The sequence below is a fragment of the Bacteroides sp. AF25-38AC genome (assembly GCF_003602995.1).
Classification (GTDB): domain Bacteria; phylum Bacteroidota; class Bacteroidia; order Bacteroidales; family Bacteroidaceae; genus Bacteroides; species Bacteroides uniformis.
This window is the reverse complement of the sequence record NZ_QTMD01000006.1, coordinates 151,079-164,479: the sequence shown is the minus strand read 5'-3', so window position 1 is coordinate 164,479 and position 13,401 is coordinate 151,079. Positions and strand designations below refer to the sequence as shown.

The following is a 13,401-nucleotide window of genomic DNA, read 5'->3' as shown; positions in this document are numbered from 1 at the left end:
AAGCAAGCTATTGTATGTTAAAACTCATAGTAACATCAAAATATAAATATCAATCTTATACTCAAACAAACAAATGATATCTTTTGTATCTTTGTCCCCGCATTTTCACAACCACATAAAATTATAATGAAAACAATAGTAAATGTTCCCTCCCGACAGAACACCATGCGCGAACTGCGGGATTATCTGATGATTGCCCTGGGTATGGTCTTATATGGTATCGGCTGGACAGTCTTCCTGCTTCCCAACGATATTACTACCGGTGGCGTACCGGGCATTGCATCCATCGTATATTTTGCCACTGGATTTCCCGTCCAATATACGTACTTCGCCATCAATTTTCTGCTTCTATTGCTTGCCCTACGTGTGTTGGGATGGAAGTTCAGCGTAAAGACAATCTTTGCCGTATTCACCCTGACCTTTTTCCTTTCCATTATCCAGAAACTGACCGAGGGTGTTGTCCTCCTGCACGACCAGCCTTTCATGGCTTGTGTCATCGGTGCCTCCTTCTGCGGTAGCGGCATCGGCATCGCCTTTTCCAACAACGGCAGTACTGGCGGCACGGACATCATTGCCGCCGTAATCAACAAGTACCGCGACATCACGCTGGGCAGAGTCATGTTGATATGTGACCTTATCATCATCTCGTCCAGTTACTTTGTTCTAAAAGATTGGGAAAAGGTGGTGTATGGCTACGTTACTCTATACATATGCAGCTTCGTGCTCGACCAAGTGGTGAACAGTGCCCGCCAGTCCGTACAATTCTTTATTATCAGCGATAAATATGAGGAGATAGCCAAGCACATCCAGGTATATCCTCACAGAGGTGCAACGGTCATCAACGCCTCGGGCTTCTATACGGGAAAAGAGATAAAAATGCTGTTCGTGCTGGCCAAGAAGCGGGAGTCCACCATCATTTTCCGGCTCATAAAAGACATAGACCCCAATGCCTTTGTATCACAAAGTGCAGTCATCGGAGTCTATGGAGAGGGATTCGACAGAATCAAAGTGAAGTAGAGGATTTCTCGAACTTCCCTTGATTCCAAGTATAAACAATAGGACGGCGGACAAACGGTTTCAGTTTCTCCGCCGCTTCTTTACCCATGTAATCGGTCGTGGTAAAAGTGAATGCCAACGTGGCATCCTTCGCAGAAAGGTCCGCTTTCATCAGCAGCATGTCGGCCTGGCGACGGGCATCCTGATACTCATAGACATCCACCGTATCCGCGGCCTCAGCGATAAAATCATCCAGAACGGGCAATGCCGGCAGGTAGGACGAAGCAACCAGCTCCTTCCAGTCTGTCGTATAGAACTTGACATGGCTGTCGCAAGCCGGAGCACAAACCGTAGATACCACACAAACCACTTTCGTGCTGTCGTTGACAGGCAAGAGCTTCATCTGCCACGAGCTCTGGGGAGTCATCTTCACATGTATATAATCCGGGGCAAGTTCCGTCATTTCCGATTTACCACCAAAGCTGTTGGTCACCTCAGCTTTCATCTTACTTTCCAGAAAGTCTATAAAATCCGCACGGTTCACGGCGCTAAGCAACGGACATATAGAATCCGGCATATTCTTAAAACACGTCTTGGCTTCCTGGGCCTGCAAATACCCCCATCCGATGAAAGCCAAAATCAAAAAAGCACTCAGTTTTCTTATCATAACATTTTAATCATTTCTTCAAGGAAACGGGCATCTGTTTCATCAAAACCGCCCAAATCGTCACTGTCAATATCCAATACTCCCCACACTTCACCGTCCTCACGCTTCAGCGGAACCACGATCTCCGAACGCGACAGCGAGCTGCAGGCTATATGTCCGGGAAATGCATCCACATCGGGCACAACCAACGTCTCGGCTCTATCCCATGCCGTGCCGCAAACACCGCGGCCTTTCCTGATGCGCGTACAAGCTATCGGTCCCTGGAAAGGTCCTAACACCAATTCTTCACCCTTCACCAAATAGAAGCCTACCCAAAAGAAATGGAAAGTCTCTTTCAGCGCCGCCGAAACATTCGCCAGATTGGCTATCAAGTCATCTTCACCTGCCAGCAGATTTTTCAGTTGAGGAAGCAAAGCGCGATATTTCTCTGTCTTGCCACCAGCATTTATATACAGGTCTTCTGCCATATATCTCTTGTTTATTTACTCCCCAAATATAGGAAGAACATTCCAATCAACACCAAAATGAGGTCGACAGCCTTGCTTTTTAAATTCTTTTCACGGAAGAAAAGCGCACCGAAAAGGAAGGAAACTACAACGCTGCCACGACGCACCATCGAAACGATGGAAATCATGGAGTCCTCATAGCTCAGGGCATAAAAATAGACAAAGTCTGCCGCACAAAGGAAAATGGAGATACAGATAATGGTCCAGTCCCAACGAAACGGGGTACTTTCTTTTCGCTTGGGATACCACAACAGCAGGATAATGGGGCACATGATAAAGACTTGGTAGACATTATACCACGACTGCACCAGCATCGGGTTGAGCTGCTTCATCAGATATTTGTCATACAGCCCGCTGACAGCTCCGGCAACGGCAGCCAGCACGATGAAAAGAATCCATTTGTTATGCTTGAAGTCGATTCCCTCTTTCTTGCCCGAACGGCTCAGCATGAAGAAGGACACTATGGCAAGCAGCACGCCAATCCATTGATAAAGGTTCAAGCGTTCGCCAAACACAAGCATGGCACCTACAAGCACCATTACGGGACGCGTCGCATTAATCGGTCCCACGATGGTCAGCGGCAGATGCTTCATCCCGAAATAACCGAATATCCAGGAAGAAAGCACGATAAACGACTTGACAACAATAAACTTATGCACCTCCCACCCCACCACGGGAACATCAAACATCGTACCTCCCAACACCGACGGCGCAAAGACAGATACCAGAATGAAAGGAAGAAATATCAGGCTCGAGAACAACGTGTTCAGGAAAAGCACCGGCAGTACGGCATTGTCACGAAGCGACTTCTTCTTGAAGACATCGTAAAATCCCAATAAGGCAGCAGAGAGGAAAGCAAGTAATAACCACATAGGATTAATTAAAAAATTAAGAATTAAGAATTAAAAATTAAAGGGGGGGACACTACGTTTTCGCAGTATCCTTCTGTCTTATTCTAAAAAAATTGTTTCCGGATAGGCTACATCCACCAGGAACAAAGCATTGCCGGGAACGGAAGTGCCTGCCCGACATCTATCCTTTTGTTCGATGACACGCCGGAAGCCTTCAACGGAAAGTTTTCCACGCCCCACTTCGAGCAGAGTGCCGACAATGGCACGTACCATGTTCCGCAGGAACCGGTCGGCCTGGATGGTGAACACCCAGGTCACATCGTCCACTTGCGTCCAGGCGGCATGCATAATCTTGCAATTATTGGTCTTGACATCGGTATGGAGCTTGCTGAAGCTGGTAAAGTCCGTATAGTCAAACAAGGTTTGGGCAGCCTCATTCATCCGCTCAAAGTCCGGTGTTTGGAACAGACGACAACGGTATTGACGATTGAAAGGCATCTTGGCAGTAGTGACGTAATACTTATACATCCGCGCCGTAGCATCAAAGCGGGCATGTGCATCGGGCTTCACGGCACACAGACGGCATACGGAAATATCGGGAGGAAGCAGGCGATTCAGCTTATCCGTCATAAAAACAGTGTCCAAAGGAGAATCACTGTCAAAGTGAGCTACCATCAGTGAGGCATGAACCCCAGCATCGGTACGCCCCGCTCCCACGACTTCCACCTCGCGACGCAGCAGGGTACTCAGCGCCTTCATCAAACACTCCTGCACACTCGCTCCATTCGGCTGGATTTGCCAGCCGTGATAAGCGGTGCCATCATAAGCCAGGTATATAAAATATCGTTGCACGGTCTTTTTTGTGTGCAAAGATAGTGCAAACCGAATACAGAACTTTCATGCTCGCATGAAAAAGTTATGTTGAGGTGCAGCCTATATTCGCTTTTTCAGCAAAGACAGTGCTAATTTAAGAAGGTTTGCATTATCTTTGCAAGGTTTTCACCACAGATTAACGCAGATTTTTCACAGACATAGTACATTTATAAGATGAGATATTCTTCCAGAATCCTACCTATACTGATAATTGTCGCAGCTGCCGCAACATTCACCTTTGCCGGCTGCAAGAAGAAAGACATGTCGCTCAAGTTGAACGAACCGCGCAACATTCGGGGCGTTGTCAGCTACAAACGCTCGTTCGGAGACTTGAATGAGAAACATCTCAATGTAGCCCAAGCCATCGGCATACGTGTACTTTCATCCCGCGAGGAAGCAGAAAAGATGAGAGAGCAACTGCAACCTATCACGACGAACGAGCTCTATGCCGTGGATTCACTGACGCATTCCATCCCTTTTCTCATTCCGGGCGCCGCCAGCCTACTGGATACCATCGGACACAACTTCCTTGATTCACTGACCGCCAAAGGACTGAATCCAAACAAGATAATTGTGACTTCCGTACTCCGCACCCAAGACGACGTAAAACGCCTGCGCCGCCGTAACGGCAATGCTTCTCCAAACTCGGCACATTTTTACGGAACGACATTCGATGTCAGTTGGAAGCGCTTTCAGAAAATAGAAGACGAGGATGGACGTCCTTTGCAGGATGTCAGCGCAGATACCTTAAAACTGGTTCTTTCGGAAGTGCTCCGTGACCTGCGGAAAGCCGATAAATGCTACATCAAGTACGAGTTGAAGCAAGGATGCTTCCACATTACGACAAGAGAGAAATAAGCGGAAAAGAATTAGCGTTAATAGTATTTTTCAATCCCGCCAAACCCTATTATTATTTTGTTCTCTTTCGTTTTACAGATAAAGTTATTTAATCGCCTTTCAAATTCTTCCGGTCGTTTCCTCGCCGCTTCAATGTATGCGATTCGGATACGTTTATAGGGGTCAGAGAAACTCTGATAATTCTTCCATATTCTTTCATCCTCTTTCAATCTGTCGATTATATCATTTGGAAAAACAAAAGGAACCGACAAGACAGTTCGTATTTTATCCTCAAATTCAAGATGTATCATTTTATGCTCCAGCAACCATTTCAACCTTTCTTTGTTGGCTTGCGAATAGGTACTTTTAGGATTCCTGGGCGTGAAACGCTGAATTTTATGTTCTTTGTCAAGTGACTTTATCGTGCTGTCAATCCACCCGAAACAAAGGGCCTCTTCAACAGCGTCATTATATACAATACTTTTCTCGCTTGAAGATTTAGTAGGAAACACAAACCAGACTCCATCGGCAGTATCAAAATTGTCAGCCAGCCACTTTCGCCAATCTTTTCTGTTTTCAAAATATCTTATTTCTGTTGACATGACAAGCCATCCAAATTACACTTCTCTCCTTATTCTTCCAGCATCTTCCACGCTAGCGGCAGGCAGGCAACTATATCCCCCACCGTCATCCCCACTGCCCCCTGCTTCTTGCAGGCAACATCTCCCGCCAGTCCGTGCACATACGTGGCCAGGCAGGCAGCCTTCTCCGGCTCATAGCCTTGGGCAAGCAAGGCAAGCACCACTCCCGTCAGCACATCACCGCTGCCTCCCGTTGCCATACCCGGATTGCCGGTAGGGTTGAAAAAACATTTCCCGGCAGGAGTGACAATGGCAGAATAAGCGCCTTTCAAGATGATATGCACTCCGGCGCTCTTCGCCAGCTCGCGAGCCTTCATCAGGCGTTCGTACGAATTCTGGCATTTGCCTACAAGACGCTCCAGTTCCTTGGGGTGCGGAGTCAGAATACTCCCTTTGGGCAGACGCCCTATATAGTTACGCTTCTCGCCCAGCAAGTTCAGGGCATCAGCATCCACCACCATCGGAGTCTGGCATATCTCTATCTGCTCCAGCAGAGCCGCCTCGGTCTCTGCCGCCTTTCCCAGTCCCGGACCTATCGCCACGGCCTGGTAATCGTCCGTATCAGTAGCGGCGGCAAAGCAGGTGTCGCTGATGTCCAGCTCCGTCATGGCTTCGGGCACGGAAGTCTGCACAATGAAGTTGTTGCAGAACGGCACATGCACCGTCAGCAGCCCCACCCCCGAACGCAGACAAGCACGCGCAGCCAGCACCGAAGCTCCCGCCATTCCCTGCGAACCGGCTATCAGCAGTGCACGGCCGAAGTTCCCCTTATGGGCAAACCGGCTGCGCGGCTTCAGCAGGGCAGACACGTCTTCATGCTCCAGCAAGCGGAAGTCCGTTTCCATGTCATGGATGACATCCTCGCTGAGTCCGATGTCCAGCAACTGCCATTCGCCCACATACGGCTCGTTCTCGGCAAAGAGAAATGCCAGTTTCGGCAATTGCAGGCTCAGCGTCAGATGGGCACGGACGATATTCGTATGTACGTTGTAGGTATTGTCCTCACCCATCAGTCCCGATGGGATATCGATGGACACCACCGTGGCGGGCGAAGCGTTGATGTACTTCACTACGGCTGCAAAACCGCCGCTCAGAGCCTTGTTCAAACCGCTGCCGAAGAGACCGTCTATCACCACATGGTCTGCCGTCAGCACGGGAGGTACAAACTGGGTGGTCACTTCGTGGAAATCCACACCCGGCACGTCGGCCAGCCGCTCCTTGTTCGTCTCGCAGTCCGGCGAAAGCGTCCCTTTCGTATTGAAGAGATACACCTCGAGCCGGTAGCCCTTCCCGGCCAGCAGTCGCGCCAGGGCAAGCGCATCGCCACCGTTGTTCCCCGGTCCGGCAAAAACGGTGAGCGGCGTGTCCGGCTCCCAACGCTCGGCAATGGCACGGGCCAATGCGCGTGAGGCACGTTCCATCAGGTCGATGGAGGCAATCGGTTCATTCTTTATGGTATCTGCATCCAGTTGCTTGATGCTTGTAGTAGGAAATATCTTCATAATAGGATTATCTTAAAATCGTAGAGCAAAGATAGGGCTTTGATTTCAACTGTACAAAGAGAAGACGTTTTTTATCAAGTTGCTTTGCCCCCCGGGAAAAAATATCTGCTCCGTAAGGAAAAGTTGTCTTCAATGCAAAGGATTCTTAGAACAAAGCCTTTATTCTTAGAAACAAAAGCTCTATTTCTATAAACAAAAGCTTTATTTACAGAAACAGAAATTCTGTTTTAAGTTTGCGTAGGCTTACGGACAAGTTTGCACAAGCTTGTCGGCAAGTTCCCGCAGGCTTGTCGGCAAGTTTCTAATTATACCCATTAACTTACGCAAAATAATGACTAATTTTGTACCCTCGACATCTAATAAAAGCCAAAACAATAAAAGCATATTCAATGAGTACATCACGACACCCGAAAGGTCTTTACCTTATCTTCGCTACCAGCACGGCAGAGCGTTTCAGCTACTACGGCATGCGTGCCATCTTCATTCTGTTCCTCACCCAGGCACTCCTTTTCGACAAGGAGCACGCCGCCTCCATCTACGGCAGCTACACCGGACTGGTGTACCTGACACCCTTAATCGGCGGCTACATCGCCGACAAATACTGGGGCATCCGCCGTTCCGTCTTCTGGGGGGCCATGATGATGGCAGTCGGCCAGTTCCTGATGTTTGCCAGTGCCTCGATGCTGGAGGCGCGTGAGCTTTCGCATTGGCTGATGTACGGCGGACTGACTTTCCTGATATTGGGCAACGGCTGCTTCAAGCCCACCGTCTCCTCCCTGGTGGGGCAGCTCTACGAGCCGGGTGACAAACGGCTGGATTCCGCCTACACCATCTTCTATATGGGTGTCAACGTGGGTTCCTTCCTCGCCCCGCTGGTCTGCGGCTATTTTGGCGAGACGGGCAACCCTCACGACTTCCGATGGGGCTTCCTCATTGCCGCCATCGTCACCGTGCTGACGGTCGTCCTCTTCGAAACCCAGAAGAACAAGTACCTCATCGGCCCCGACGGCAAGCCCCTCGGCATCATCCCCGACGCCCGCAAGGAACGGCCCCAGGCAGACAACACCGCCCGGAAGAGTGCCCATGCCAACGGACGGACCATGCGCAACTACCTGCTGCTCGCCCTGCTCGCCATCGCGCTTGCCGGTTTCTTCTACTGGTGCTTCGGGGACGATTGGATAAGCATCGGCATCTTCACCGCCTGCATCGTGTTTCCCGTCAGCATCCTGCTGGAAGGCTCGCTCACCAAGACGGAGCGCGACCGCATCTTCGTCATCTACATCATCGCCTTCTTCGTCATTTTCTTCTGGGCGGCCTACGAGCAGGCAGGCGCCTCGCTCACGCTTTTCGCCTCCGAGCAGACCGACCGCGTCATCCTGGGGTGGGAAATGCCTGCCTCCTGGATTCAGTCCTTCAACCCCTTCTTTGTGGTGATACTTGCCGCCATCATGCCGGGCGTATGGGGCGCCCTGGGCAAGCGGGGCATGGAGCCCGCCTCGCCCACCAAGCAAGCCATCGGCCTGCTACTGCTTTCACTGGGCTATCTCGTCATCTGCCTTGGGGTGAAAGATGTTCAGCCGGGCATCAAGGTGAGTCTCATTTGGCTGACGGGGCTCTACTTCATCCATACCATGGGCGAAATCTGCCTCTCGCCCATCGGACTCTCCATGGTGAACAAGCTCACGCCCATCCGCTTCGCCTCGCTGATGATGGGGATATGGTACCTCTCCACCGCCACTGCCAATAAGTTTGCAGGCACGCTGAGCGGGCTCTACCCCGAAGCCGGAAAGGTAAAGACGCTACTGGGCTATCGCATTGAGACGATGTACGATTTCTTCATGGTGTTCGTCGTCATGTCTGCCACGGCATCGCTTATCCTCTTCCTGCTTTCAAAGAAATTACAGAAGATGATGCATGGAGTGGAATAAAAATCGTATTTTTGCGGCAACTTTCTAAAAACATCCCATCTATGGATACCATACAAATAAAAGACAAGATGTTCACAGTCTCCATCAAGGAGCAGGACATACTGAAAGAAGTAACCCGTGTAGCGAACGAAATCAACCGCGACCTGGCAGGAAAGAATCCTCTATTCCTCAGCGTACTGAACGGTTCGTTCATGTTTACCGCCGATTTGCTGAAACGAATCACGATTCCCTGCGAAATTTCGTTTGTCAAATTGGCATCTTATCAAGGAGTATCCTCTACCGGGGTAATTAAGGAAGTAATAGGCATCAATGAAGACCTCACAGACCGTACAGTGGTCATTGTAGAGGACATAGTAGATACGGGACTCACCATGCAACGCTTACTGGACACCCTCGGCACTCGCGGTCCCAGGGAGATTCATATTGCCTCCCTACTGGTGAAACCTGATAAGCTGAAAGTTGATTTAAACATAGAATATGTGGCCATGAATATTCCGAACGACTTCATCGTGGGCTACGGGTTGGATTATGACGGCTTCGGGCGCAACTATCCCGACATTTATACTGTAGTAGACTGATACAGACATAATATAGTAAATCATTAAATAATAACTAAGCAAATGTTGAACATTGTAATTTTTGGTGCTCCCGGTTCAGGTAAGGGAACACAAAGTGAAAAGATTGTAGAAAAGTATGGCATCAACCACATCTCTACCGGAGACGTGCTCCGTGCTGAAATGAAAAACGGTACAGAACTGGGCAAGACTGCTAAAGGTTATATCGACCAGGGCCAGTTGATCCCCGATGAGTTGATGATTGATATTCTGGCAAGCGTATTCGACAGCTTCAAGGATAGCAAAGGCGTGATTTTCGACGGCTTCCCCAGAACAATCGCCCAGGCTGAAGCATTAAAGAAGATGCTCGCCGAACGCGGACAGGAAGTCAGCGTGATGCTCGACCTCGACGTGCCCGAAGAAGAACTGATGAAGCGCCTCATCAAGCGCGGACAAGAATCAGGACGTGCAGACGACAATGAAGAGACAATCAAGAAGCGTCTGGTGGTTTACCACTCACAGACAGCTCCGCTGATTGACTGGTACAAGCAGGACGGCAAATACCAACACATCCAGGGCTTCGGCGTATTGGAAGAAATCTTTGCCGATGTTTGCAAGGCTATTGACGCAGTGAAATAACAATAAAACAGAATATGGCTGAATCGAATTTTGTTGACTACGTAAAAATATATTGCCGCTCCGGAAAGGGCGGACGAGGTTCTACGCATATGCGGCGTGAGAAATACATACCCAACGGAGGCCCCGACGGAGGTGACGGAGGACGAGGAGGCCATGTCATCCTGCGGGGTAACCGCAACTACTGGACGCTACTCCATCTGAAGTACGATCGCCACATCCTGGCAGGTCACGGAGAATCCGGTTCCAAAAACCGCAGTTTCGGAAAAGACGGAGCGGACAAGGTGATTGAAGTGCCCTGCGGCACAGTGGTGTACAACGCCGAAACGGGTGAATATATCTGCGACGTCACTGAGCACGAACAAGAAGTCATCTTGCTGAAAGGCGGACGCGGAGGTCTGGGCAACTGGCACTTCAAAACCGCCACACGCCAGGCTCCCCGCTTTGCACAACCGGGCGAACCGATGCAGGAGTTGACGGTAATCATGGAACTGAAGCTGCTGGCAGACGTCGGTCTGGTAGGTTTCCCCAATGCAGGAAAATCCACTTTACTGGCATCCGTTTCTGCGGCGAAGCCCAAAATCGCCAATTATCCGTTTACAACGCTGGAACCCAATCTGGGCATCGTGTCCTATCGCGACAGCAAATCGTTTGTGATGGCGGACATTCCCGGCATCATCGAAGGAGCCAGTGCCGGCAAAGGCTTAGGATTGCGTTTCCTGCGCCACATCGAGCGCAACTCATTGTTGCTGTTCATGGTGCCTGCCGACAGTGACGACATCCGTAAGGAATACGAAATCCTGTTGAACGAGCTTCGCACTTTCAACCCCGAAATGCTGGACAAACAGAGAGTGCTTGCCGTCACCAAATGCGACATGCTCGACCAGGAACTGATGGACGAGATAGAGCCGACACTGCCCGAAGGGATTCCGCATATATTCATCTCTGCTGTCTCCGGCATGGGCATCTCTACGCTGAAAGACATCCTTTGGGAAGAGCTGAACAAGGAAAGTAATAAGATAGAAGGCAAAGTGGACAGCATTGCCCATCGCGCCAAAGACCTCAGCCACCTGCAGGAAGAATTGAAAGAAGAGGGTGAGGACGAGGACCTCAGCTATAAATACGTCAATGACAACGAGGACATAGAGGACCTCGAGGACTTTGAATACGAAGAAGATTGGGAGGAAGATAAAAAATGATTCCTCTTACAGAAGATAGGAAAATGTTGGGATATGAGCTGCTTGCCTCATATCCCGGCATTTCTTGTTTTGTAACCACCCGCCACGGTGGATGCAGCCAAGGTAACTATGCCTCCCTCAACTGTACACCTTACACGGGAGACGAAGCCGAAGCTGTACGCCGCAACCAGGAAATAGTATGTTCTTCCCTGCCCCAACGCCCCCAAGAACTGGTCATCCCGTTTCAGACCCACGGGACAAAGGCACTTGTCATTGACGGAACTTATCTGCATGCAACAGCAGAAGAACGCCACTCCATGTTGCAGGGCATTGATGCACTGATAACCCGTGAACCGGGCTGCTGCATCTGCATCTCTACGGCAGACTGCATTCCCATCCTGCTCTACGACCGGAAGAATGCCGTGATAGCCGCTGTTCATGCCGGATGGCGCGGCACTGTGAATTACATCCTCGGCCACACACTCGACAAGATGCGTGCCCGCTATGGCACAGAGGGCAAAGAAGTGATAGCCTGCATCGGCCCCGGCATCTCCCTTTCCGCCTTCGAGGTAGGCGACGAAGTCTATGAAGCATTCCGCAAGAACGGTTTCCAGATGGATTACATCTCCGAATGGAAACCCGCCACCCACAAATACCATATCGACCTATGGGCTGCCAACCGACTGCAACTACTGGACTTCGGAGTACCTTCCGCACAAGTGGAGACAGCCAATATATGTACTTTTACCCAATATGAAGAGTTTTTCTCGGCACGCCGGATGGGTATCAAATCCGGAAGGATATTGTCGGGAATCATGTTAACCCATTCAAACGGATTGCATTAATGTATCATATCACACTTTCTAAAGAAATCAAGCAGAATTGCCCCGAATTCCGCGGTGCAGCCGTATTTGCCGAAGTGACAAATACCCCATATTGCGAAGGGTTGTGGCAAGAAATCGCAACTTTCACCCAAGAGCTAAGAGCCCGTGAAACCACGGACAGCATCAAGTACCAACCCGTCATTGCCGCCACCCGCGAAGCCTATAAACGTTGCGGCAAGGACCCCAGCCGCTACCGTCCCTCGGCCGAAGCACTGAGACGGCGACTGCTGCGCGGATTGGAACTCTATCAGATAGATACGTTGGTAGACCTTATCAACCTTGTCTCCCTACGTACGGGCCACTCTATCGGCGGATTTGATGCCGACGAGATACAAGGGACCGACCTTGAGCTGGGCATAGGACGTGCCGAGGAATTGTTCGAGGGTATAGGCCGCGGCATGCTGAACATAGAAGGGCTGCCCGTCTACCGCGACCGTATAGGCGGTATCGGTACCCCGACCAGCGACCACGAACGCACCAAGATGAAACTTGAAACCCGCCATATCCTTGCCATTGTCAACGGCTACAACGGGCAGGAAGGTCTGAAAGAAGCAGCCGAAATGATATTGGAACTGTTGGAGAAATATGCTTCCTCTACCAGTGGGACTATACAATATTTTGAATAAATGAGAATCCGTATTCTTGTCCCTCTCCTGCTCATAGCCCTTGGTGCCACGGCACAAGGGAAGAAAACGGTCTTTTCCACCATGGAAACCAACCATATCCGCGTTGCCACTCCGGGACTGTTTTCGCAAAGAGAACTGATAGAGCTACCTTTGGAGGACATTCCGGACACGGAATACTCCTTTCCCCTGCCTGGAGGAAAAGTCATCTCCCCTTACGGACGGGGGCGGGGACGCCACAGTGGCATAGACATCAAGACCTACGCCAAAGACACCATACGGAGTGCCTTCAACGGCGTAGTACGGATGTCCAAGCCTTATAGCGCCTACGGCAATGTCGTCGTCGTACGCCATGACTTCGGACTGGAAACGATATACAGCCACAACTTCAAAAACCTTGTACATTGTGGCGACACAGTCAAAGCCGGACAGCCCATCGCACTGACCGGACGCACCGGACGCGCCTCTACTGAGCATCTGCACTTCGAGACACGCGTCAACGGGCAGCACTTCGACCCCAATATTATCTTCAACATGAAGGAACAGACGCTGAACCGACAACGTATCGGATGCTCAAAAAAAGGAAACGGCATCGTCGTGCAACAATTACCGACAATCTACCCGAAGCCACTGCAAAAAAAATACCCAATGGAACTGTTTAAGTATCCAAACGTTTCACTACATTTGCAGAACGTTTCACTAAAAGAACGAATTGAACTTTAAAA

15 protein-coding genes are annotated in these 13,401 nt (G+C 50.1%); 9 read left to right on the top strand and 6 right to left on the bottom strand.

Annotation, left to right across the window (positions count from 1 at the left end; all coding sequences use genetic code 11):
- Window positions 1–126: 126 nt before the first annotated feature.
- Window positions 127–1,017 carry a YitT family protein gene (locus DWY55_RS06220; protein ID WP_005823655.1) on the top strand — a complete coding sequence of 297 codons (891 nt, stop codon included), beginning with the start codon at window positions 127–129 and terminating at the stop codon, window positions 1,015–1,017.
- Here the strand turns inward: DWY55_RS06220 and DWY55_RS06215 are convergent.
- From DWY55_RS06215 to truA, 4 genes are all read right to left on the bottom strand, one after another.
- Complete coding sequence (locus tag DWY55_RS06215; protein WP_035449988.1) at window positions 1,004–1,663, bottom strand: DUF3256 family protein; 660 nt, start codon at window positions 1,661–1,663, stop codon at window positions 1,004–1,006. The two genes, DWY55_RS06220 and DWY55_RS06215, sit on opposite strands and share 14 nt — an antisense overlap.
- Complete coding sequence (locus tag DWY55_RS06210; RefSeq protein WP_117877896.1) at window positions 1,660–2,130, bottom strand: GAF domain-containing protein; 471 nt, start codon at window positions 2,128–2,130, stop codon at window positions 1,660–1,662. Before DWY55_RS06210 ends, DWY55_RS06215 begins: the two co-directional genes overlap by 4 nt.
- Window positions 2,131–2,141: 11 nt before the next feature.
- Window positions 2,142–3,041: a DMT family transporter gene (locus DWY55_RS06205; protein ID WP_117877894.1), complete on the bottom strand. Its 900-nt coding sequence runs from the start codon at window positions 3,039–3,041 to the stop codon at window positions 2,142–2,144.
- Window positions 3,042–3,119: 78 nt separating this feature from the next.
- Window positions 3,120–3,872, bottom strand: a complete 753-nt coding sequence (truA, locus tag DWY55_RS06200; protein WP_117877937.1) for a tRNA pseudouridine(38-40) synthase TruA — start codon at window positions 3,870–3,872, stop codon at window positions 3,120–3,122.
- 195 nt (window positions 3,873–4,067) lie between these two features.
- Here truA and DWY55_RS06195 point away from each other — a divergent pair, with 195 nt between their 5' ends.
- The gene (locus DWY55_RS06195; RefSeq protein ID WP_117877892.1) at window positions 4,068–4,751 is read left to right on the top strand and encodes a DUF5715 family protein; all 684 of its coding nucleotides are present in this window, start codon (window positions 4,068–4,070) and stop codon (window positions 4,749–4,751) included.
- Between the two features lie 17 nt (window positions 4,752–4,768).
- Here DWY55_RS06195 and DWY55_RS06190 read toward each other — a convergent pair whose 3' ends face one another.
- Both DWY55_RS06190 and DWY55_RS06185 read right to left on the bottom strand, forming a co-directional pair.
- Entirely contained in the window at window positions 4,769–5,332 is a 564-nt protein-coding gene (locus DWY55_RS06190; RefSeq protein ID WP_005823665.1) for a YdeI/OmpD-associated family protein, read from the bottom strand.
- Window positions 5,333–5,361: 29 nt separating this feature from the next.
- Window positions 5,362–6,873, bottom strand: a complete 1,512-nt coding sequence (locus DWY55_RS06185; RefSeq protein ID WP_117877890.1) for an NAD(P)H-hydrate dehydratase — start codon at window positions 6,871–6,873, stop codon at window positions 5,362–5,364.
- A 389-nt stretch (window positions 6,874–7,262) separates the two neighbouring features.
- Here DWY55_RS06185 and DWY55_RS06180 point away from each other — a divergent pair, with 389 nt between their 5' ends.
- The 7 genes from DWY55_RS06180 to DWY55_RS06150 are packed head-to-tail and all read left to right on the top strand — an operon-like array spanning window position 7,263 to window position 13,399.
- On the top strand, window positions 7,263–8,801 hold the full coding sequence (locus DWY55_RS06180) for a peptide MFS transporter (protein ID WP_035449991.1): 1,539 nt from the start codon (window positions 7,263–7,265) through the stop codon (window positions 8,799–8,801).
- Window positions 8,802–8,842: 41 nt separating this feature from the next.
- Entirely contained in the window at window positions 8,843–9,379 is a 537-nt protein-coding gene (hpt, locus tag DWY55_RS06175) for a hypoxanthine phosphoribosyltransferase (protein WP_005823670.1), read from the top strand.
- A gap of 42 nt (window positions 9,380–9,421) precedes the next feature.
- Window positions 9,422–9,994 (top strand): adenylate kinase, encoded by a 573-nt coding sequence (locus DWY55_RS06170; RefSeq protein ID WP_005823672.1) that lies wholly within the window; start codon window positions 9,422–9,424, stop codon window positions 9,992–9,994.
- Between the two features lie 14 nt (window positions 9,995–10,008).
- Window positions 10,009–11,190, top strand: a complete 1,182-nt coding sequence (obgE, locus tag DWY55_RS06165; RefSeq protein WP_120178040.1) for a GTPase ObgE — start codon at window positions 10,009–10,011, stop codon at window positions 11,188–11,190.
- Window positions 11,187–12,014 (top strand): peptidoglycan editing factor PgeF, encoded by an 828-nt coding sequence (gene pgeF, locus DWY55_RS06160; protein ID WP_009037100.1) that lies wholly within the window; start codon window positions 11,187–11,189, stop codon window positions 12,012–12,014. The genes obgE and pgeF overlap by 4 nt, the downstream gene beginning before the upstream one ends.
- On the top strand, window positions 12,014–12,679 hold the full coding sequence (locus tag DWY55_RS06155) for a B3/4 domain-containing protein (RefSeq protein ID WP_005823677.1): 666 nt from the start codon (window positions 12,014–12,016) through the stop codon (window positions 12,677–12,679). The genes pgeF and DWY55_RS06155 overlap by 1 nt, the downstream gene beginning before the upstream one ends.
- The gene (locus tag DWY55_RS06150; RefSeq protein ID WP_005823679.1) at window positions 12,680–13,399 is read left to right on the top strand and encodes a M23 family metallopeptidase; all 720 of its coding nucleotides are present in this window, start codon (window positions 12,680–12,682) and stop codon (window positions 13,397–13,399) included.
- The last annotated feature ends 2 nt before the right edge of the window (window positions 13,400–13,401 follow it).

What these genes read in the sequence shown, in the direction of transcription:
- DWY55_RS06185 (WP_117877890.1), bottom strand. Translation starts at nt 6,873, where the DNA reads ATGAAGATATTTCCTACTACAAGCATCAAGCAACTGGATGCAGATACC.
- DWY55_RS06150 (WP_005823679.1), top strand. Translation starts at nt 12,680, where the DNA reads ATGAGAATCCGTATTCTTGTCCCTCTCCTGCTCATAGCCCTTGGTGCC.
- DWY55_RS06180 (WP_035449991.1), top strand. Translation starts at nt 7,263, where the DNA reads ATGAGTACATCACGACACCCGAAAGGTCTTTACCTTATCTTCGCTACC.
- DWY55_RS06170 (WP_005823672.1), top strand. Translation starts at nt 9,422, where the DNA reads ATGTTGAACATTGTAATTTTTGGTGCTCCCGGTTCAGGTAAGGGAACA.
- DWY55_RS06155 (WP_005823677.1), top strand. Translation starts at nt 12,014, where the DNA reads ATGTATCATATCACACTTTCTAAAGAAATCAAGCAGAATTGCCCCGAA.
- DWY55_RS06220 (WP_005823655.1), top strand. Translation starts at nt 127, where the DNA reads ATGAAAACAATAGTAAATGTTCCCTCCCGACAGAACACCATGCGCGAA.
- DWY55_RS06205 (WP_117877894.1), bottom strand. Translation starts at nt 3,041, where the DNA reads ATGTGGTTATTACTTGCTTTCCTCTCTGCTGCCTTATTGGGATTTTAC.
- obgE (WP_120178040.1), top strand. Translation starts at nt 10,009, where the DNA reads ATGGCTGAATCGAATTTTGTTGACTACGTAAAAATATATTGCCGCTCC.
- pgeF (WP_009037100.1), top strand. Translation starts at nt 11,187, where the DNA reads ATGATTCCTCTTACAGAAGATAGGAAAATGTTGGGATATGAGCTGCTT.
- DWY55_RS06195 (WP_117877892.1), top strand. Translation starts at nt 4,068, where the DNA reads ATGAGATATTCTTCCAGAATCCTACCTATACTGATAATTGTCGCAGCT.
- DWY55_RS06210 (WP_117877896.1), bottom strand. Translation starts at nt 2,130, where the DNA reads ATGGCAGAAGACCTGTATATAAATGCTGGTGGCAAGACAGAGAAATAT.
- DWY55_RS06215 (WP_035449988.1), bottom strand. Translation starts at nt 1,663, where the DNA reads ATGATAAGAAAACTGAGTGCTTTTTTGATTTTGGCTTTCATCGGATGG.
- DWY55_RS06190 (WP_005823665.1), bottom strand. Translation starts at nt 5,332, where the DNA reads ATGTCAACAGAAATAAGATATTTTGAAAACAGAAAAGATTGGCGAAAG.
- hpt (WP_005823670.1), top strand. Translation starts at nt 8,843, where the DNA reads ATGGATACCATACAAATAAAAGACAAGATGTTCACAGTCTCCATCAAG.